The following is a 20,106-nucleotide window of genomic DNA, read 5'->3' as shown; positions in this document are numbered from 1 at the left end:
GCAAGTTACGCCTCGGCTTTTTTCGTGGCCGCTTCGATCTTACGCGTGATGTACCACTGCTGAGTGATGGACAACACGTTGTTCACAACCCAGTACAGCACAAGACCGGCCGGGAACCACAGGAAGAAGAAGGTGAAGATGATCGGCATCATTTTCATGACCTTCGCCTGCATCGGGTCCGGAGGTGTCGGGTTCAGCTGCTGCTGGATGAACATGGTGGCGCCCATGATGATCGGCAGGATGAAGAACGGATCCTTGATCGACAGGTCAGTGATCCACAGCATGAACGGTGCCTGGCGCATCTCCACGCTTTCCAGCAGAACCCAGTAAAGCGCGAGGAACACCGGCATCTGTACAAGAATCGGCAAGCAACCACCCAGCGGGTTGATCTTCTCTTTCTTGTACAGCTCCATCATGGCTTGGGACATTTTCTGCCGGTCATCGCCATGCTGTTCTTTCAGGGCAGCCAGTTTCGGTGCCACTGCACGCATGCGCGCCATCGATTTGTAGCTGGCCGCCGACAACGGGAAGAAAATACCCTTGATCAGCATGGTGAGGAAGATGATCGACCAGCCCCAGTTGCCGACGATGCTGTGGATATGTTGCAGCAACCAGAAGATTGGCTGGGCAATGAACCACAGGAAACCGTAGTCGACGGTCAATTCCAGGCCAGGGGACAACTGCTTCAGCACGGCTTGGCTTTTCGGACCGGCATACAAAATGGCGCTGGTCTCGACTTTTGCACCTGGCGCTGCAGTCAATGCAGGGCCGGTATAGCCGACGATGTAGTTGCCTTTACTGTCCTTGCGCGTCTGGACGACATTGTTTTCGCCCTTCTGCGGAATCCATGCCGTTACGAAGTAGTGTTGCAACCAGGCAACCCAGCCACCCTGAACGGTTTCTTTCAGCTGAGCCTTATCCATGTCCTTCATGGACACTTTTTTGTACGGCTCCGAACTTGTCCACAGGGCAGCGCCCAGGTAAGTCGCGGTACCGGTGGCGGTGCTGGACGAAGGATCATCACTGGCGTCGCGCTTCAACTGCGCGAACATCGCACCCGACCAGGGCTGAGCGCTCTGGTTGTCTACCAGATAGGAAACAGTCACGTCATACAGGCCGCGTTTCAAGGTGAAACGCTTGATGTAATTGACGCCGTCCTTGCTGAACTTCAGGTCGACGACCAGTTGGTCCTGGCCGTCAGCCAGCTGATAGACCTTCTTCTCGGCGGAATAAACCGGACGACCGGCCGGATTGGCATCCGGGCCATTGGCACCAATCAGGCCACTTTGAGCCAGATAGGTCCGCTCGTTACCGTTGTCGAACAACTGGAACGGGATTTCCGGGTGATCCTGGCGACGCGGATACAGCGGCAGCTTCAATTGAGCGACATCACCACCTTGTGGATCGATTGCCAGCTCGAGCACATCCGTCTTGATCTGAATCAGGTCCTTGCTGGCCGCCACAGGGGCTTCGGCTGGGGCGCTGGTGTCGCTTGCCGCGCGCGGGACATCGTCATTGCTGGCGGTGTTATTGCCAGTTGTTGTATCCGGCAGACTCGGTGCGGTATTGCTGGCTGCAACATTCTGAGTCGGCAGGGCAGCCTGGCCATAGTCCTGGTTCCATTTAAGGACCATGACATAGGACACGATTGCCAGGGCGACGATCAGGATCGTGCGTTTGATATCCATGATTACTCGGCCATCGAAGAAGAACGGGAGGTAGGGATAGGCGGAACCGGGTCATAACCGCCGGGATTCCACGGATGACAGCGACCTAAACGACGAAAGGTCAGCCAGCCACCGCGCAGAAGACCATGATTTTCTATGGCTTCATACGCGTAGCAGGAACAACTGGGGTAGAAACGACAGTGGCTGGCCATCAGGGGACTAATGGCATAGCGATAAAACTGGATCGGAACGAGTGCCAGTTTACGCATCGGTGCTGTCTACCCCTACAGTCTCGGTGTTGGCTACCGGTGCTGGCTTGTTACGAGCCAGGCGTTTCCAGAGCTTGCCGAAATGCTGAATCAATTCGGGGTTTTCTACGTCACCCAAACCTTTGCGCGCGACGATAACAATGTCCCAGCCGACCAGTGAATCCTGGTTCAGGCGAAACGATTCGCGCATCAGACGTTTGAGGCGATTGCGCTGAACAGAGAGCTTGACGCTCTTTTTCCCGATAACCAGCCCAAGGCGGGGGTGATCGAGATCGTTGCTGCGCGCAAGGAGCAGGAGATTTTTCCCCGGAACCTTGCCGGTAGGGGAGTCAAAGACTGCCTTGAAATGCCGGGGTGTAAGCAGACGCTTTTCCCGACTGAAGTCCTGACTCACCTCCAGTGCCGGATTATCAAACTGCCAGACGCGCACGACCTTTGGCGCGACGACGCGACAGGACGGCACGACCGTTCTTGGTAGCCATGCGAGCACGGAAACCGTGGGTACGAGCGCGTTTGATAGTGCTTGGTTGGAAAGTACGTTTCATGTCGTGTTACCTGGTTCGTCCACAACGGGCCGGAATGGCCCCCGTTTTAAGAGACCGGGGATTCTAGAGAAAGCAAGCCTCTAGGTCAATTTCCAACCAGCGTTTCCTTTAAATAGATATCCAGCCCTCCTTTGCGGATTCGACGCAGACCGCTAGATATAGAAATAAAGAAGGGAATTATTTAAAGCTTTTCTGTAAAGCTTATAAAAGCTAGCAAGCCACCTGCCTGTGGATAACCATATCAAGGCCTTACAAACCGCTGTGTACAGAGAATGACAACTACAGTGGAAAGCGGTGACAACCCTGTGCTGCGCTGTCGGATAAGCTGTGGGTGGAACGGGTAGTTATCCACAGACAGGTTATCCACTGAGTTTGCCCCCCAGTTGTACAACGAGCTCAGGGTTGGTTATCCACAGGGCTTATCCACCGACCGTCCGTCGTCTTTCGTTCCGTTAAGGCATTGATAAATCATGGGCGATGCGCAACCTGCATGTGGATAAGTGAGCGGCTGATCGCTACAATGGCCGCTTGTTTTTGCCTCACCGGCTTTCAACTCAGGGGATATCCGTGTCAGTGGAACTTTGGCAGCAGTGCGTTGAGCTTTTGCGCGATGAGTTGCCTGCCCAACAATTCAACACTTGGATCCGTCCACTACAGGTCGAAGCCGAAGGCGACGAGTTGCGCGTCTATGCGCCGAACCGTTTCGTTCTCGACTGGGTCAACGAAAAGTACCTTGGCCGGGTCATGGAACTGCTCGATGAGCATGGCAATGGCATGGCGCCTGCGCTGTCCTTGTTAATAGGCAGCAAGCGCAGCTCGGCACCGCGCGCGGCACCCAATGCGCCGCTGGCCGCTGCTGCGTCACAGGCGCAACAGGCCACTACGCCACCGACCAACAACCATGCCGCACCGACGCCCGCGCCTGCCCCGGGCAAACGCAACGCTCAGAAGGTCGCCGAAGTCAGCGAGGAGCCCTCCCGGGACAGCTTCGACCCAATGGCCGGTGCGAGCTCCCAGCAAGCACCGGTGCGCGCTGAACAACGGACGGTCCAGGTCGAAGGTGCGCTCAAGCACACCAGCTACCTGAACCGGACCTTTACCTTCGAGAACTTCGTCGAAGGCAAGTCCAACCAACTGGCCCGGGCTGCAGCCTGGCAGGTGGCGGACAATCCCAAGCACGGCTACAACCCGCTCTTCCTTTATGGCGGCGTCGGACTGGGTAAGACCCACCTGATGCACGCGGTGGGCAACCATCTATTAAAGAAGAATCCGAATGCCAAGGTCGTCTACCTGCATTCCGAGCGTTTCGTGGCTGACATGGTCAAGGCGTTGCAACTGAACGCCATCAACGAGTTCAAGCGTTTCTACCGTTCGGTGGACGCCTTGCTGATCGACGACATCCAATTTTTCGCTCGCAAGGAACGGTCTCAGGAAGAGTTTTTCCACACCTTCAACGCATTGCTTGAAGGTGGGCAGCAGGTCATTCTTACCAGCGACCGCTACCCGAAAGAGATCGAAGGCCTCGAAGAACGCCTCAAGTCACGTTTCGGTTGGGGCCTGACGGTGGCCGTAGAGCCGCCGGAACTGGAAACCCGCGTCGCGATCCTGATGAAGAAGGCCGACCAGGCCAAGGTCGAGCTGCCTCACGATGCAGCGTTCTTCATTGCCCAGCGTATTCGCTCGAACGTGCGTGAGCTGGAAGGTGCACTGAAGCGGGTGATTGCCCACTCTCACTTCATGGGTCGCGATATCACCATCGAGCTGATCCGCGAGTCCTTGAAGGACTTGCTGGCGCTGCAGGACAAGCTTGTCTCTGTGGATAACATTCAGCGTACCGTTGCTGAATACTACAAAATCAAGATTTCCGATCTGCTTTCCAAACGCCGTTCGCGTTCGGTGGCACGACCGCGTCAGGTGGCCATGGCCTTGTCCAAGGAGCTGACCAACCACAGCCTGCCGGAAATCGGCGATGTGTTTGGCGGACGCGACCACACCACCGTGTTGCACGCCTGCCGCAAGATCAACGAACTTAAGGAATCCGACGCGGACATCCGCGAGGACTACAAGAACCTGCTGCGTACACTGACCACTTGATGACCACCAGCGCAGCTTATTAAGGCAAGGGACTAGACCATGCATTTCACCATTCAACGCGAAGCCCTGTTGAAACCCCTGCAACTGGTCGCGGGCGTCGTCGAACGCCGCCAGACCTTGCCGGTACTTTCCAACGTGCTGCTGGTTGTCGAAGGCCAGCAATTGTCGCTGACCGGTACCGACCTGGAAGTCGAGCTGGTCGGTCGTGTCCAACTTGAAGAGCCGGCCGATCCGGGTTCCATCACCGTGCCGGCGCGCAAGCTGATGGACATCTGCAAGAGCTTGCCAAACGACGCGCTGATCGACATCAAGGTCGATGAGCAGAAGCTCGTGGTCAAGGCCGGTCGTAGCCGCTTCACCTTGTCGACCCTGCCAGCCAACGATTTCCCGACGGTGGAAGAAGGCCCGGGCTCGCTGACCTGCAGCCTGGAACAAAGCAAGCTGCGTCGCCTGATCGAGCGGACCAGTTTCGCCATGGCCCAGCAGGACGTGCGTTATTACCTCAACGGCATGCTGCTGGAGGTCTCGGCCGGCATCATCCGCGCCGTGGCCACCGACGGTCACCGCCTGGCGATGTGCTCCATGCAAGCCGATATCGGCCAGCCGGATCGTCACCAGGTCATCGTGCCGCGCAAAGGCATCCTGGAACTGGCGCGCCTGCTGACCGAGCCGGATGGCAACGTCAGCATCGTCCTGGGCCAGCATCACATTCGCGCGACCACCGGCGAGTTCACCTTCACTTCGAAACTGGTGGACGGCAAGTTCCCTGACTACGAGCGCGTCCTGCCCAAAGGTGGCGACAAGCTGGTACTTGGCGATCGTCAGGCGCTGCGCGAAGCCTTCAGCCGCACCGCGATCCTGTCCAACGAGAAGTACCGCGGCATTCGTCTGCAACTGGCCAACGGTCAGCTGAAGATCCAGGCGAACAACCCGGAGCAGGAAGAAGCGGAAGAAGAAGTAGGCGTGGAGTACAACGGTGGCTCCCTGGAAATCGGCTTCAACGTCAGCTATCTGCTGGACGTATTGGGCGTGATGACCACCGAGCAGGTACGTCTGATCCTGTCCGACTCCAACAGCAGTGCACTGGTGCAGGAATCCGACAACGACGATTCGGCTTACGTTGTCATGCCGATGCGTCTGTAATCAGAATCAGCTAGATGTCCTTAAGTCGCGTCTCGGTCACCGCGGTGCGCAATCTGCACCCGGTGACCTTCTCCCCCTCCCCCCGCATCAATATCCTTTACGGCGCCAACGGCAGCGGCAAGACCAGCGTCCTCGAAGCCGTGCATCTGCTTGGGCTTGCCCGTTCGTTTCGCAGCACCCGCCTATTGCCGGTCATTCAGTACGACCAACTGGCATGTACGGTGTTTGGCCAGGTTGAACTGGCTGAAGGTGGCCACAGCGCATTGGGGATTTCCAGGGACCGGCAGGGCGAGTTCCAGATTCGCATCGATGGGCAAAACGCCCGTAGCGCAGCACAACTGGCGGAAATTCTCCCGTTGCAGCTGATCAATCCGGACAGTTTTCGGTTGTTGGAAGGGGCGCCGAAGATTCGCCGGCAGTTTCTCGACTGGGGTGTGTTCCACGTGGAACCACGTTTCATGGCCACGTGGCAGCGCTTGCAGAAGGCGCTGCGCCAGCGAAACTCTTGGCTGCGACATGGTACACTTGACGCCGTTTCGCAGGCGGTTTGGGACAGAGAGCTGTGCCAAGCCAGCGCCGAAATCGATGAATACCGCCGCGCTTATATAAAAGCCTTGAAACCGGTCTTCGAACAGACCTTGAGCGAACTGGTTGAGCTTGAGGGACTGACGCTCAGCTATTACCGAGGCTGGGACAAGGACCGGGAGTTGAGCGCCGTGCTGGCTGGGTCACTGCAGCGTGATCAGCAGATGGGACATACCCAGGCCGGACCACAACGTGCTGACTTGCGTCTCAGACTGGGCGCACACAATGCCGCGGACATATTGTCCCGCGGTCAGCAGAAGTTAGTGGTGTGCGCCTTGCGTATCGCCCAAGGGCACTTGGTCAGCCAGGCCCGTCGCGGTCAGTGTATTTATCTGGTGGACGACTTGCCGTCCGAACTGGACGAGACCCACCGCCGTGCGCTTTGCCGCTTGCTGGAAGACTTACGCTGCCAGGTATTCATCACCTGTGTAGACCACGAATTATTGAGGGAAGGCTGGCAGACGGAAACGCCAGTCGCTCTGTTCCACGTGGAACAGGGCCGTATCACCCAGACCCACGACCATCGGGAGTGAAGGCATTGAGCGAAGAAAACACGTACGACTCAACGAGCATTAAAGTGCTTAAAGGCCTGGATGCCGTACGCAAACGTCCCGGTATGTACATTGGTGACACCGACGATGGCAGCGGTCTGCACCACATGGTGTTCGAGGTGGTCGACAACTCCATCGACGAAGCCCTTGCCGGTCATTGCGACGACATCAGCATCATTATCCACCCGGATGAGTCCATCACCGTTCGCGACAACGGCCGTGGCATCCCGGTAGACGTACACAAAGAAGAAGGCGTTTCCGCGGCTGAGGTCATCATGACCGTATTGCACGCCGGCGGTAAGTTCGACGACAACTCCTACAAAGTCTCTGGCGGTCTGCACGGTGTAGGTGTGTCGGTTGTAAACGCGCTGTCCGAGAAGCTTGTTCTCACTGTTCGCCGCAGCGGCAAGATCTGGGAACAGACCTACGTCCACGGCGTGCCTCAGGCGCCGATGGCAATCGTTGGCGACAGTGAGTCCACGGGGACCCAGATTCACTTCAAGGCCTCCAGCGAAACCTTCAAGAACATCCACTTCAGCTGGGATATCCTGGCCAAGCGGATTCGTGAGCTGTCCTTCCTGAACTCCGGTGTCGGCATCGTCCTCAAGGACGAGCGCAGCGGCAAGGAAGAGCTGTTCAAGTACGAAGGCGGCCTGCGGGCATTCGTCGAGTACCTGAACACCAACAAGACCCCGGTCAACCAGGTGTTCCACTTCAACGTCCAGCGTGAAGACGGAATCGGCGTGGAAATCGCCCTGCAGTGGAACGACAGCTTCAACGAGAACCTGTTGTGCTTTACCAACAACATTCCGCAGCGCGATGGTGGTACTCACCTGGTGGGCTTCCGTTCAGCGCTGACGCGTAACCTGAACAACTACATCGAACAGGAAGGGCTGGCGAAGAAGCACAAAGTCGCCACCACCGGTGACGACGCCCGTGAAGGTCTGACCGCGATCATCTCGGTGAAGGTGCCGGATCCGAAGTTCAGTTCCCAGACCAAGGACAAGCTGGTGTCTTCCGAAGTGAAGACCGCCGTCGAACAGGAGATGGGCAAGTACTTCTCCGACTTCCTGCTCGAGAACCCGAACGAAGCCAAGCTGGTGGTCGGCAAGATGATCGACGCCGCCCGTGCCCGTGAAGCGGCGCGCAAGGCCCGCGAGATGACTCGTCGCAAAGGCGCGCTGGACATCGCCGGCCTGCCGGGCAAACTGGCCGACTGCCAGGAGAAGGACCCTGCCCTGTCCGAGCTGTACCTGGTGGAAGGTGACTCTGCTGGCGGTTCCGCCAAGCAGGGCCGCAACCGTCGTACCCAGGCGATCCTGCCGCTCAAGGGCAAGATCCTCAACGTCGAGAAGGCGCGCTTCGACAAGATGATCTCTTCCCAGGAGGTCGGTACGCTGATCACCGCGCTGGGCTGTGGCATCGGCCGCGAAGAGTACAACATCGACAAGCTGCGCTATCACAACATCATCATCATGACCGACGCCGACGTCGACGGTTCGCACATCCGCACCTTGCTGCTGACGTTCTTCTTCCGTCAGTTGCCGGAGCTGATCGAGCGCGGCTACATCTATATCGCCCAGCCGCCTTTGTACAAGGTCAAGAAAGGCAAGCAAGAGCAATACATCAAAGACGACGACGCCATGGAAGAGTACATGACGCAGTCGGCCCTGGAAGACGCGAGCCTGCACCTGAACGAAGATGCCCCAGGCATTTCCGGTGAAGCCCTTGAGCGCCTGGTGAATGACTTCCGCCTGGTGATGAAGACCCTCAAGCGCCTGTCACGCCTGTACCCGCAGGAACTGACCGAGCACTTCATTTACCTGCCGGCCGTCAGCCTCGAGCAGCTGTCCGACCACGCAGCGATGCAGGACTGGCTGGCCCAGTACGAAGTACGCCTGCGTACCGTGGAAAAATCCGGCCTGGTCTACAAAGCCAGCCTGCGTGAAGACCGTGAGCGTAACGTCTGGCTGCCGGAGGTTGAACTGATCTCCCACGGTCTGTCGAACTACGTCACCTTCAACCGCGATTTCTTCGGCAGCAACGACTACAAGACCGTCGTATCCCTCGGCGCGCAACTGAGCACGCTGCTGGACGAAGGTGCATACATCCAACGTGGTGAGCGCAAGAAAGCCGTGACCGAGTTCAAGGAAGCCCTTGAATGGCTGATGGCCGAAAGCACCAAGCGCCATACCATCCAGCGATACAAAGGGTTGGGTGAGATGAACCCGGATCAGCTGTGGGAAACCACCATGGACCCGGGCTCGCGCCGCATGCTGAAAGTGACCATCGAAGACGCCATTGGCGCGGACCAGATCTTCAACACCCTGATGGGTGATGCGGTCGAGCCCCGTCGTGACTTCATCGAGAGCAACGCGTTGGCGGTGTCCAACCTGGATTTCTGATCCGGCTTGCCCTGCCCCAACGAAAAAGGCCAACGCTCATGCGTTGGCCTTTTTTTATGCTAACTGGCTACCGAAGCCTCACTGCCTGCCGCCACACTCTCCAACCGATATCCGTAACCGTAGATCGTCAACAACTGCCAGCCGCGATCAGCGGTTAGCCCGAGCTTGTTGCGCAGGCGATAGATGTGGGTGTCGAGCGGGCGCGACGACGTCATTTCTTCATGGGTCCAGAAGCGCTCATAAAAATATTCCCGTGACAGCGGCCGGCCCAGGTTGGCGAACAGGCAGCGGGCCAGGCGGTACTCCCGTTCAGTCAGGCTGATGGGGATACCGGCGCGGGTAACGGTCAATTCGGCATCGTCGAATTCGAGGTCATTGAACACCAGCACTTCAGTGGTCGGGGTGCGTTGCAGGTTGTGACGCCTTAGCACCGCGGTGACCCGGGCCTTGAGTTCGTTGGGACGGAAAGGTTTACTGACGTAGTCATCGGCACCGGCGTTGAGGGCCTGGACGATGTCATGCTCGCCGTCGCGGCTGGTGAGCATGATGGCCGCTGGTGGCGAATCCATGTGCTCGCGCGTCCAGCGCAGCAAGGACAAGCCAGTGATGTCTGGTAATTGCCAATCCAGGATCAACAGGTCAAACGTTTCCCTGCGCAGTTGTCGCAGCAGGTCTTCACCCCGTTCGAAACTGTGCAGTGTCCAGGCGGGCTCTCCCCTGCCGGGAATTTGCTGCAGTGTCTGCTCCACCCGGCGCAACTCGGCCGGTTCATCGTCCAGTATGGCGACACGCATGGAATGCGATTCCTTGGTTTCAAGAATAACGGACATTCTCAGTTGGCAATCAAAAGCAGCCGGTGGCTGGTTCGTCGTCGTTGAGCTGTCACTGGCTGCGACAATACCGGCTCGCGATGCGAAGTGAAAGGCAGCCGCATTGCCATCATCAAGTCCGTTATAGTCTTGGCCGCAGCTGTGAGCTGGAGGCTGCCCGCATGTATAAACCGTCCGATCTTCCGCCAAGGTATTTATGAACCCCCCGCGTCGCCGTGAAAGCCGTGAACCGACCCAGGTGCAGCGATTGTTCCGACAATTGATGCGTGAAGGATTGTGGATAAGTCTGTTGTTGCTACCAATGACCGCGCTGGTTTCGTTCAGCCTGCAGTCGGCACGCAACGGGCCGGGCGCAGCATTGCTGTCGGTGTGTCTGGTTGGCTGTGTATTGGGTTTGCTGCTGTTGCGCCCGCACTTCGCATTGAGCGCGACGTTGGGCGGAATGGGCCTGGCCCTGCTACTCAGCGCATTGCTGGGTGCGCAGGGTTGGGCGTGGTCGCCGGTGGCCAGCCTGTTGGGCATGCTGCTGGGTTATCTGGTCTGGAACTGGCGGCGCCTGAGCGTGGTGTTGGCTTATTTCGGCTGGGAGCTGGCGCGCCTGGATGCGGAACCCAAGGTCTTCCCGGAGCGCCGGCGCGCTTCCTACACCGGCAGTGATCGCTTGCAGGGCCAGATCATGGCCTTGGAACAAGCCATGAGCCGAACCCGGGACACGCGCCGATTTATCGCCGACGGCCTGGAGTACCTGCCGGTAGCAACGATGATCAGTGATCCACAGGGCAACCTGTTGCTGGGTAATCGCAAGGCTCGCGAGTTGTTCGGTCACGCTTTGGCGGGCAGTGATGTGCTGGAGGAATTGGCGCGGTTGGGTTATCCGGCATTGGTCCACTCCCCTGCCCACCGGTTGTCCACGTTACCACTGGTTGAATTTCGCGATACCCGCGAGCGCAGCTTGCGACTGGAACGTGCCGCGCTGTTGCCGGTGGACGGTGATGTGCCCATTGGCTGGCTGCTCAGCCTGACTGATCTGAGTGCTGAACGGGAAGCCGAAGAGCAGCGCAGCGTCATGCTTCGTTTTCTCTCCCACGATTTGCGCGCGCCCCATTCGGCGATCCTGGCGCTGCTCGATGTGCAGCGGCATCAGGCCGGTGCCGACAAGCCGCTATTTGACCAGATCGAGCGCCAGGTGCGCCGCGCCTTGGAGCTGACCGATGGGTTTGTGCAGTTGGCCAAGGCCGAGTCCGAGGCCTACCAGTTCCAACCGAGCCTGTTCGCTATGCTGGTCCTGGACGTGATCGACCAGGCATTGCCTGTTGCCCAGGCCAGGAGTATTCGGTTGGAACACCAACTCGACGATGAAGAAGCGCTGATCAGCGCTGACCAATCCCTGCTGACCCGCGCCCTGTTCAACTTGTTGGAGAACGCTATCAAGTACAGTGCGCCTGATACGTGTGTAGCGTTGCAGGTCCGTTGTGCTCAGGGCTGGTTGACGTGTGACGTCGTTGATCAGGGCAAGGGCATCGGCGCGCAGGAACTGCCGGAGCTGTTCGTCCAGTACCGACGGTTTTCCTCGGCCCATGGCGTGGATGGCATCGGTTTGGGGCTGTCGATGGTCAAGGCGGTCGTGGACCGTCATGGTGGGCAAATCGATTGCCGTAGCGTGGTAAACGAAGGCACTACGTTCAGCCTGCGCTTTCCGTTGTTGGAGGAATAAAAAAGATCGCGGCCTTGGTAAGGCAGCGACCTTTTTCAGTGCGCTATAAAAACTTATGCACCTCGTACAAGGTTTTAGGTTTTTAAGAAATATGTATTAAAAACAATGAGTTAAACGTTAAAACTGACGAAATCCGAAAAAACGGTACACAGGTTATCCACAATTCTCATACAGCTAACTTGTCCGCCGCGGCCGGCGCAGCAGGGGCCGGAGGAAGCGAGCCCAATTCCCGTTGCGTCTGTTCATTCCAAGCCTGTACACGGTCGTTCAGCTCGGCAATCGCGCGCGGCCCACTGCCCTCTGCATACATGGGGGCGCCGATGACCACCGTGATAACGCCTGGTGTTCTGACCCAGCCGGCCTTGGGCCAGAATTTGCCCGCATTGTGTGCAATCGGCAGCACCGGCAGGCCGGCGTTTACCGCCAGTGCGGAGCCACTGCGGGAAAACTTGCCGATGGTCCCGTAAGGTACGCGAGTGCCCTCGGGAAAGATCAGTACCCAAACGTTGTCCTTGAGCAGCACATCGCCTTTTTGCGCTACCTGCTTGAGGGCAACCTTCGGGTTGTCACGGTCGATGGCAATCGGGCGCAGCATCGCCATGGCCCAGCCGAAGAACGGTACGAACAGCAGCTCGCGCTTGAGCACCTGGCTCAACGGTTCGAAATAAGCCGAGAGAAAGAAGGTCTCCCAGGTGCTCTGGTGGTTGGACTGGATGACGCAAGGGCGCTCAGGCACATTCTCGGCACCTTTCACTTCGTAGCGGATGCCCAGAAACACCTTGCTCAGCCAGAGTGCGCAACGGCACCAGTAAACATTGATGAAGCGGTAGCGCGTCCTGAACGACATGAACGGCGCGACAAAAAAACTCAACGTGCACCACAACAAGGAACTGGTGCCCAGCAGCAGGTAAAAGAGGAAGCTTCTGATGGCCTGCAATATCGACATAGCGGCGTTTACCATTGCGGGCAATGCCCGCCTGTTCAAGCGCTTCCCGAACAATCCTTGATCAGGATGTCTTGGGAGCTCTAATTGTGGATAAGTTCAGCGGCAACCGCCGCCAGGTCGTCAAAAATCAAGGTGCCCACCGGTAGGGTCTTGCCCAGAGTCTTTTCGCCTTTTCCGGTCTTGACCAAAACTGGCTGACAATCGACGGCCTTCGCCGCCTCCAGGTCACCGAGGCTGTCGCCGACAAACCACACGCCCGACAGCGCAACGTCATAGTGAGCGGCGATGGTTTTCAGCATGCCGGGCTTGGGCTTGCGGCAATCGCAGCCTTCGTCCGGCCTATGTGGGCAATAAACGATCAGCCCGATGTCACCGCCCTGCCCGGCCACCAGCTCACGCAAGCGTTCATGCATGGCGTCGAGGACGGCGAGTTCGTAGTAACCGCGCGCAATGCCCGACTGGTTGGTGGCGACCGCCACCGTCCAGCCGGCCTTGCTCAACTGCGCGATGGCCTCGATGGAACCGGGGATCGGCAACCACTCCTCCACCGACTTGATGTAAGCGTCGGAGTCGTGATTGATCACTCCGTCCCGATCGAGAATCAGCAGTTTCAAGACTTACCCCAACAGCGAAATATCGGCAACACCGAGGAACAACCCACGCAGACGCGCCAGCAGCGCATAGCGGTTGGCTCGCACATTGGCGTCTTCGGCATTGACCATCACTGCTTCGAAAAACGCATCCACCGGTTCACGCAATGCCGCCAGGCGCGCCAGGGTTTCGCTGTACTGACGCGCCGCTGCCATCGGCTGGACTGCCTGGTCCGCCTGCTGGATCGCCGAGTACAGGGAGAACTCATTGGCGTTGTCGAAGTACTTGGCTTCAACGACGGCCGCAATGTTGCCTTCGGCCTTGCTCAGCAGGTTCGACACGCGCTTGTTCACCGCCGCCAGCGCTGCCGCTTCCGGCAGTTTGCGGAACGCCTGCACTGCCTGTACGCGTTGGTCGAAGTCCAGGGCAGAGCCCGGTTTCAGGGCTCGCACCGACAGGTAGGTCGCGACGTCGACACCTTCGTCTTCATAACGCGCACGCAGGCGGTCGAAAATGAATTCCAGCACCGCGTCGGCCAGGCCGGCAGCCTTGACCTTGCTGCCGAACGCATTCACGGCGAAGGCCACGGCGTCGTTCAGGTCCAGGTCCAGCTGCTTGTCGATGAGGATACGCAGCACGCCCAGCGCTGCGCGACGCAGTGCGTACGGGTCCTTGCTGCCGGTGGGCAGCATGCCGATACCGAAGATGCCGACCAGGGTGTCGAGCTTGTCGGCGATCGCCACGGCCGCACCGGTCAGGGTGGTCGGCAATTCAGCGCCGGCGCCACGCGGCATGTACTGTTCGTTCAGCGCCAGGGCAACATCCTGCGGCTCGCCGTCGTTGAGGGCGTAGTAGTAACCGGCGATACCTTGCATCTCCGGGAACTCACCGACCATCTCGGTGGACAGGTCGCACTTGGACAGGATGCCGGCACGTGCCGCGCGCTGGGCATCGCCGCCGATGCGTGGAGCGATGAAGGCTGCCAGTTTCGATACGCGCTCGGCCTTGTCGTAGACGCTGCCGAGTTTTTCCTGGAACACCACGTTGCGCAGGCGCTCGTTGAAGCTTTCCAGGGGCTGCTTCTTGTCTTGCTTGAAGAAGAACTCGGCATCGGTCAAACGCGGGCGCACGACTTTTTCGTTACCAGCGATGATCTGCTGCGGGTCCTTGCTTTCGATGTTGGCCACCGTGATGAAGCGCGGCAGCAACTTGCCTTCGGCGTCCAGCAGGCAGAAGTATTTCTGATTGTCCTGCATGGTGGTGATCAGCGCTTCCTGGGGCACTTCAAGGAAGCGTTCCTCGAACGAGCACACCAGTGGCACCGGCCATTCCACCAGCGCGGTCACTTCGTCCAGCAGGTTGGCCGGCACGATAGCCGTACCTTCCTGGGCGGTCGCCAGTTCTTCGGTGCGTTTGCTGATCAGCTCGCGGCGCTCGTTGGAATCGGCCAATACATAGGCAGCGCGCAGGTCGGCCAGGTAATTGGCCGGCGACGTGATACGCACGCTCTGCGGATGATGGAAACGGTGACCGCGAGAATCACGACCGGCCTTCTGGGCGAGGATCGTGCAATCGATGACCTGGTCACCGAGCAGCATCACCAGCCATTGGGTCGGACGCACGAACTCTTCCTTGCGCGCAGCCCAGCGCATGCGCTTGGGAATCGGCAAGTCATTGAGGGAGTCTTCGACGATGGACGGCAACAGGCTGGCGGTCGGCTTGCCCTTGATGCTCTGGCTGTAGCGCAGCTTCGGGCCGCTCTGGTCGATTTCGCTCAGATCGACGCCGCACTTCTTGGCGAAGCCCAGGGCGGCCTGGGTCGGGTTACCGTCGGCATCGAACGCGGCTTGCACGGGCGGGCCGTCGAGGTTGATGCTGCGGTCCGGCTGTTGCGTCGCCAGGGCGGTGATCAGCACGGCCAGGCGGCGCGGCGCGGCGTAGACATGCTTGGTTTCGAAGTTCAGGCCAGCGGCTTGCAGGCCTTTCTCGATGCCGGCCAGGAATGCATCGGCCAGGGTGTTCAGGGCTTTGGGTGGCAGTTCTTCGGTGCCCAGTTCAACCAGAAAATCTTGAGCACTCATTGTGCAGCCTCCAGCTTAGCCAACACTTCATCACGCAGGTCCGGGGTCGCCATCGGGAAGCCCAGCTTGGCACGGGCCAGCAGGTAGGCTTGCGCGACGGAACGCGCCAGGGTGCGCACACGCAGGATGTATTGCTGGCGCGCGGTCACGGAAATCGCCCGGCGTGCATCCAGCAGATTGAAGGTATGAGATGCCTTCAAGACCATTTCATAACTCGGCAGCGGCAGCGGCTGGTCCAGTTCGATCAGGCGCTTGGCTTCGCTTTCATAGAAATCGAACAACTCGAACAGCTTGTCGACGTTGGCGTGTTCGAAGTTGTAGGTCGATTGCTCCACTTCGTTCTGATGGAACACGTCGCCATACGTCACTTTGCCGAACGGACCGTCGGCCCATACCAGGTCGTAGACCGAATCCACGCCTTGCAGGTACATGGCCAGGCGTTCCAGGCCGTAGGTGATCTCACCGGTCACCGGGTAGCATTCGATGCCGCCCGCTTGCTGGAAGTAGGTGAATTGGGTCACTTCCATGCCGTTGAGCCAGACTTCCCAGCCCAGGCCCCAGGCGCCCAGGGTTGGCGATTCCCAGTTGTCTTCGACGAAACGAATGTCGTGCACCAGCGGGTCGAGGCCCACGTGTTTGAGGGAACCCAGGTACAGCTCCTGGAAGTTTTCCGGGTTCGGCTTCAGCACGACCTGAAATTGATAGTAATGCTGCAGGCGGTTCGGGTTTTCGCCGTAGCGGCCGTCAGTCGGGCGGCGGCTTGGTTGCACATAAGCGGCGTTCCAGGTTTCCGGGCCGATGGCACGCAGAAACGTGGCAGTGTGGAAAGTGCCGGCGCCTACTTCCATATCGTAGGGCTGAAGTACCACGCAACCTTGCTCGGCCCAGTATTGCTGGAGGGCGAGGATCAAGTCTTGGAAGGTACGCACGGCTGGCGTAGGCTGGCTCACGAAATTCACCTGTTTCTTGGGCTGCGATTTAAAGAGCGGGAGTATACCCGATTCGTTCGTGCGCACGCCCCCTGGAGCCTTATGCCACGCTGCTTTTGGTGTTCCGAAGATCCGTTGTACATGGCTTATCACGATCAGGAGTGGGGGACGCCGCTGCGCGATGCGCAGGGTTTGTTCGAGTTGCTTCTGCTCGAAGGGTTCCAGGCCGGTCTGTCCTGGATCACCGTTTTGCGCAAACGCGAACGTTATCGGGAAGTGCTCTACGGCTTCGATGTACAACGGGTGGCGCAGATGAGCGACGCCGAAATCGATGAACTGATGCTCGACCCCGGCATTATCCGCAACCGCCTCAAGCTCAAGGCAGCCCGGCGCAATGCCCAGGCCTGGCTGGCGCTGGAAGACCCGGTGGCATTCCTCTGGTCGTTCGTAGGCAACCAACCGATCATCAACCATTTCAAGGACCGCACCGAAGTGCCGGCCATCACCCCCGAGGCACTGGCGATGAGCAAAGGCCTGAAAAAAGCCGGGTTCACCTTCGTCGGCCCGACCATCTGCTACGCCTTGATGCAGGCCTCGGGCATGGTCATGGACCACACCCAGGACTGCGACCGCTACGCCGAGTTGGTAAACGGTGGTTAGAATAGCCGGCTCGCAACACGGCCCATGAATTCAGGAGTGACCTGTGGATAAGTTGAAAGGCGCCTTGCTGGTCGGCGCTCTGCGGTTGTTTGCGCTGCTCCCTTGGCGAGCGGTGCAGGCGGTGGGCTCGGCCATTGGCTGGCTCATGTGGAAATTACCCAACCGCTCCCGCGACGTGGTGCGGATCAACCTCGCCAAGTGTTTTCCCGAGATGGACCCGGCCGAGCGCGAGCGCCTGGTGGGCCAGAGTCTCAAGGACATCGGCAAATCCCTGACCGAAAGTGCCTGTGCCTGGATCTGGCCGGCCCAGCGCTCCATCGAACTGGTGCGCGAAGTCGAAGGCCTGGAGGTGTTGAAAGAAGCGCTGGCCTCGGGCAAAGGCGTGGTCGGCATCACCAGCCACCTGGGTAACTGGGAAGTGCTCAACCACTTCTATTGCAGCCAGTGCAAACCGATCATTTTCTACCGCCCGCCCAAGCTCAAGGCGGTGGATGAATTGCTGCAGAAGCAACGCGTGCAATTGGGCAACAAGGTCGCGGCGTCCACCAAGGAAGGCATCCTCAGCGTCATCAAGGAAGTGCGCAAGGGCGGCCAGGTGGGGATCCCCGCCGATCCGGAGCCGTCCGAATCCGCCGGCATCTTCGTGCCCTTCTTCGCCACCCAGGCCCTGACCAGCAAGTTCGTGCCGAACATGCTCGCCGGCGGCAAGGCGGTGGGCGTCTTCCTCCACGCCCTGCGCCTGCCGGACGGCTCCGGCTACAAAGTCATCCTCGAAGCCGCCCCGGACGAGATGTACAGCACCGACACCGAAACCGCCTGCGCCGCCATGAGCAAAGTGGTCGAGCGTTATGTACGGGCCTACCCGAGCCAGTACATGTGGAGCATGAAACGCTTCAAGAAACGCCCGCCGGGCGAGGCGCGGTGGTACTGAAAACCTGTTCTGGATGGCGCACCGCGAACCCTGTGGGAGCGAGCTTGCTCGCGATAGCGCCCTGACAGTCGCCACATGACTGACTGTCCCCACCCTCCCCGTGGCGAGGGAGCTTGCTCCCGCTGGGCTGCGCAGCGGCCCTTCATCGATATGCACAACATCAACCGGTGGGAGCGAGCCTGCTCGCGAAAAGATATTCACCCATACATCACCATCGCGAACGAACTCCAACTCATCGGCGCCGCTCTCAATCATTAGCTGAGGACAGGCGCAAATCATCAATCGTGTCCATGATGAGTACCTGCGATATCCGGGGGGCCGGCGTATTGCCCGGCCAAAAATATCGCCTTGTCCCTTTGATCCATCAATTAAAGGAGTCACGCTCATGAACATCGACTTCACCGGACGTAACGTATTGGTCACCGGTTCCACCAGCGGCATCGGTTTTGCGACCGCCAAAGGTTTTCTGGAAGCCGGTGCCCAGGTCGTCATCAACGGGCGCAGCGAGAGCAGCGTGGAGGACGCGTTGCAGCGCCTGGGCAATCTGGCTTCCAGGGCGACAGGCTTTGTTGGCGATCTCAGCAACGAACCTGGCTGCCAGGCGTTGATCGCCAAGCATCCAAGTTTCGATATCGTCATCAACAACCTGGGCATTTTCAAGCAGGAAGACTTCTTCGAGACGCCGGACAGCGAATGGCAGCGTTTCTTCGAAACCAACGTGATGTCGGGCGTGCGTGTTTCCAGGGCCTACGCGCAGGGCATGGTCGAGCGTGGTTGGGGGCGGATAGTGTTTGTCTCGTCGGAGTCGGGCGTGAACATTCCGGCCGACATGATCCACTATGGCTTCACCAAGACCGCCCAGCTTTCAATCGCTCGTGGCCTGGCCAAACGCCTAGCGGGCACGGGCGTGACGGTGAACTCGGTATTGCCTGGACCGACACTGTCCGAAGGAGTTGCCAAGATGCTCCAGGCGGACGTCGAGCGCAGCGGGGAAAGCCTGGAGAAGGTCGCGGCAGATTTCGTCAACGAGCACCGCAGCACCTCGATCATCCAGCGCGCGGCACGGGTAGAGGAAGTCGCCAACATGATTATCTATGCCAGCTCGGAACAGGCCTCGGCCACCACCGGAGCGGCGCTGCGAGTTGACGGCGGTGTGGTGGACAGCATCGTTTAGCTGCGTTGCCAAGAGCATGGCAAGTGTCCTTGCTCCGGTTCCCATGACGTCATGCAAAAAAACGCCGCTTCCTCATCCGAGAGAAGCGGCGTTTTTTCTTTTGGAAGCAACATTGGTTGATTTGACCAACTTTCGTAGCGTTGAAAGGATTGTTCAGCCCGCCCTCTTTGCAGGCGATCCGAGCCCCTTCAGCTAGCCGTTCTCGCCCAGGCGATCCGAGCCAACTTCGGCTACCCGTAACTCGATCAGACGATCGGAACCACCTTCGGCTACGCGTTTCTCGATAAGACGATCGGAGCCGCCTTCTGCTACCCGGTTTTCGATCAGGCGATCCGAGCCGCCTTCGGCTATGCGTTTCTCGATCAGCCGATCGGAGCCACCTTCGGCTATTCGTTTTTCGATCAGGCGATCCGAACCGCCCTCAGCGAATGTAGGTTGAACAAAAGAAGTCGCGAACGCATTGCCGAGCGACAGTGCCAGAAGCGAGCCAACGAGTGTTTTGCTGAAAGTGTTCATGTCCTGATCCTTATTAGTCGTAGATGAGTGAGTTAGACGGCGACGTGCAAACGGACGTCGACGTTGCCGCGGGTCGCGTTGGAGTACGGGCAAACCTGGTGAGCCGCGTCGACCAGCGCTTGAGCATCGGCTTGATCCAGACCTGGCAGGCTGATGTGCAGGTCGATGTCCAGACCGAAACCGCCAGGGATCTGGCCGATGCCGACGTGTGCCGTGATCGAGGCGTCAGCCGGAATGCTGCGTTTGCTTTGGCTGGCGACAAATTTCAATGCGCCGATGAAGCAGGCGGAGTAGCCGGCTGCGAACAACTGCTCAGGGTTGGTGGCTTCACCACCGGCACCGCCCAAGGCTTTTGGCGTGGCCAGTTTCACGTCGAGGATCTTGTCGCTGGAAACAGCACGGCCATCACGGCCACCGGTGGAGGTTGCGACTGCGGTGTAGAGAACGTTCATGTGGGGTTTCCTTTTTTCCTGAT

Annotated in this window: 19 protein-coding genes; 8 read left to right on the top strand and 11 right to left on the bottom strand. The window is 58.9% G+C overall.

All coding sequences use genetic code 11. The features are described from left to right. Positions 1–5: 5 nt before the first annotated feature. The 4 genes from yidC to rpmH are packed head-to-tail and all read right to left on the bottom strand — an operon-like array spanning position 6 to position 2,481. On the bottom strand, positions 6–1,688 hold the full coding sequence (gene yidC / locus M1E16_RS27810) for a membrane protein insertase YidC (protein ID WP_434602341.1): 1,683 nt from the start codon (positions 1,686–1,688) through the stop codon (positions 6–8). Positions 1,689–1,690: 2 nt separating this feature from the next. Next, positions 1,691–1,936 carry a membrane protein insertion efficiency factor YidD gene (yidD, locus tag M1E16_RS27805; protein WP_010465488.1) on the bottom strand — a complete coding sequence of 82 codons (246 nt, stop codon included), beginning with the start codon at positions 1,934–1,936 and terminating at the stop codon, positions 1,691–1,693. Further along, the gene (rnpA, locus tag M1E16_RS27800) at positions 1,929–2,330 is read right to left on the bottom strand and encodes a ribonuclease P protein component (RefSeq protein WP_305501422.1); all 402 of its coding nucleotides are present in this window, start codon (positions 2,328–2,330) and stop codon (positions 1,929–1,931) included. The genes yidD and rnpA overlap by 8 nt, the downstream gene beginning before the upstream one ends. 16 nt (positions 2,331–2,346) lie before the next feature. Continuing rightward, entirely contained in the window at positions 2,347–2,481 is a 135-nt protein-coding gene (gene rpmH / locus M1E16_RS27795; RefSeq protein WP_003213577.1) for a 50S ribosomal protein L34, read from the bottom strand. Positions 2,482–3,048: 567 nt separating this feature from the next. Between rpmH and dnaA the strand changes: the two genes are divergently transcribed. The 4 genes from dnaA to gyrB are packed head-to-tail and all read left to right on the top strand — an operon-like array spanning position 3,049 to position 9,259. Then, entirely contained in the window at positions 3,049–4,575 is a 1,527-nt protein-coding gene (dnaA, locus tag M1E16_RS27790) for a chromosomal replication initiator protein DnaA (protein ID WP_434626894.1), read from the top strand. Between the two features lie 39 nt (positions 4,576–4,614). Further along, complete coding sequence (gene dnaN / locus M1E16_RS27785; RefSeq protein ID WP_007903001.1) at positions 4,615–5,718, top strand: DNA polymerase III subunit beta; 1,104 nt, start codon at positions 4,615–4,617, stop codon at positions 5,716–5,718. 14 nt (positions 5,719–5,732) lie between these two features. After that, the gene (recF, locus tag M1E16_RS27780; protein ID WP_305497751.1) at positions 5,733–6,836 is read left to right on the top strand and encodes a DNA replication/repair protein RecF; all 1,104 of its coding nucleotides are present in this window, start codon (positions 5,733–5,735) and stop codon (positions 6,834–6,836) included. Between the two features lie 5 nt (positions 6,837–6,841). Beyond that, positions 6,842–9,259 (top strand): DNA topoisomerase (ATP-hydrolyzing) subunit B, encoded by a 2,418-nt coding sequence (gyrB, locus tag M1E16_RS27775; RefSeq protein ID WP_305497752.1) that lies wholly within the window; start codon positions 6,842–6,844, stop codon positions 9,257–9,259. 59 nt (positions 9,260–9,318) lie between these two features. On the opposite strand, the gene M1E16_RS27770 is transcribed toward gyrB, so the two are convergent. Beyond that, positions 9,319–10,053 carry a response regulator transcription factor gene (locus M1E16_RS27770; protein ID WP_458128879.1) on the bottom strand — a complete coding sequence of 245 codons (735 nt, stop codon included), beginning with the start codon at positions 10,051–10,053 and terminating at the stop codon, positions 9,319–9,321. A 232-nt stretch (positions 10,054–10,285) separates the two neighbouring features. Here M1E16_RS27770 and M1E16_RS27765 point away from each other — a divergent pair, with 232 nt between their 5' ends. Then, entirely contained in the window at positions 10,286–11,803 is a 1,518-nt protein-coding gene (locus tag M1E16_RS27765; protein ID WP_458128878.1) for an ATP-binding protein, read from the top strand. A 166-nt stretch (positions 11,804–11,969) separates the two neighbouring features. Here the strand turns inward: M1E16_RS27765 and M1E16_RS27760 are convergent, their stop codons facing one another. The 4 genes from M1E16_RS27760 to glyQ all read right to left on the bottom strand — a co-directional run bounded on the left by M1E16_RS27760 (position 11,970) and on the right by glyQ (position 16,371). Further along, positions 11,970–12,749 (bottom strand): lysophospholipid acyltransferase family protein, encoded by a 780-nt coding sequence (locus tag M1E16_RS27760; protein WP_434696344.1) that lies wholly within the window; start codon positions 12,747–12,749, stop codon positions 11,970–11,972. A gap of 80 nt (positions 12,750–12,829) precedes the next feature. Continuing rightward, positions 12,830–13,363 carry a D-glycero-beta-D-manno-heptose 1,7-bisphosphate 7-phosphatase gene (gene gmhB / locus M1E16_RS27755; protein ID WP_434696345.1) on the bottom strand — a complete coding sequence of 178 codons (534 nt, stop codon included), beginning with the start codon at positions 13,361–13,363 and terminating at the stop codon, positions 12,830–12,832. A 3-nt stretch (positions 13,364–13,366) separates the two neighbouring features. Beyond that, on the bottom strand, positions 13,367–15,421 hold the full coding sequence (glyS, locus tag M1E16_RS27750; protein ID WP_458128877.1) for a glycine--tRNA ligase subunit beta: 2,055 nt from the start codon (positions 15,419–15,421) through the stop codon (positions 13,367–13,369). Next, positions 15,418–16,371: a glycine--tRNA ligase subunit alpha gene (gene glyQ, locus M1E16_RS27745; protein WP_022641565.1), complete on the bottom strand. Its 954-nt coding sequence runs from the start codon at positions 16,369–16,371 to the stop codon at positions 15,418–15,420. Before glyQ ends, glyS begins: the two co-directional genes overlap by 4 nt. 81 nt (positions 16,372–16,452) lie before the next feature. Between glyQ and M1E16_RS27740 the strand changes: the two genes are divergently transcribed. The 3 genes from M1E16_RS27740 to M1E16_RS27730 all read left to right on the top strand — a co-directional run bounded on the left by M1E16_RS27740 (position 16,453) and on the right by M1E16_RS27730 (position 19,115). Next, positions 16,453–17,010 (top strand): DNA-3-methyladenine glycosylase I, encoded by a 558-nt coding sequence (locus M1E16_RS27740; protein WP_305497757.1) that lies wholly within the window; start codon positions 16,453–16,455, stop codon positions 17,008–17,010. 43 nt (positions 17,011–17,053) lie between these two features. Then, positions 17,054–17,941 carry a lysophospholipid acyltransferase gene (locus M1E16_RS27735; protein ID WP_198796133.1) on the top strand — a complete coding sequence of 296 codons (888 nt, stop codon included), beginning with the start codon at positions 17,054–17,056 and terminating at the stop codon, positions 17,939–17,941. 385 nt (positions 17,942–18,326) lie between these two features. Next, the gene (locus M1E16_RS27730) at positions 18,327–19,115 is read left to right on the top strand and encodes an SDR family NAD(P)-dependent oxidoreductase (RefSeq protein ID WP_434673174.1); all 789 of its coding nucleotides are present in this window, start codon (positions 18,327–18,329) and stop codon (positions 19,113–19,115) included. 192 nt (positions 19,116–19,307) lie between these two features. Here the strand turns inward: M1E16_RS27730 and M1E16_RS27725 are convergent, their stop codons facing one another. After that, complete coding sequence (locus tag M1E16_RS27725) at positions 19,308–19,631, bottom strand: hypothetical protein (RefSeq protein ID WP_434570720.1); 324 nt, start codon at positions 19,629–19,631, stop codon at positions 19,308–19,310. 32 nt (positions 19,632–19,663) lie between these two features. Next, positions 19,664–20,083 (bottom strand): organic hydroperoxide resistance protein, encoded by a 420-nt coding sequence (locus tag M1E16_RS27720; protein ID WP_434559736.1) that lies wholly within the window; start codon positions 20,081–20,083, stop codon positions 19,664–19,666. Positions 20,084–20,106: the final 23 nt, after the last annotated feature.

It is taken from the genome of Pseudomonas sp. Z2-11 (assembly GCF_054161305.1).
The sequence above is the reverse complement of the archived record's forward strand: the minus strand, read 5'-3'. Positions and strand labels throughout refer to the sequence as shown.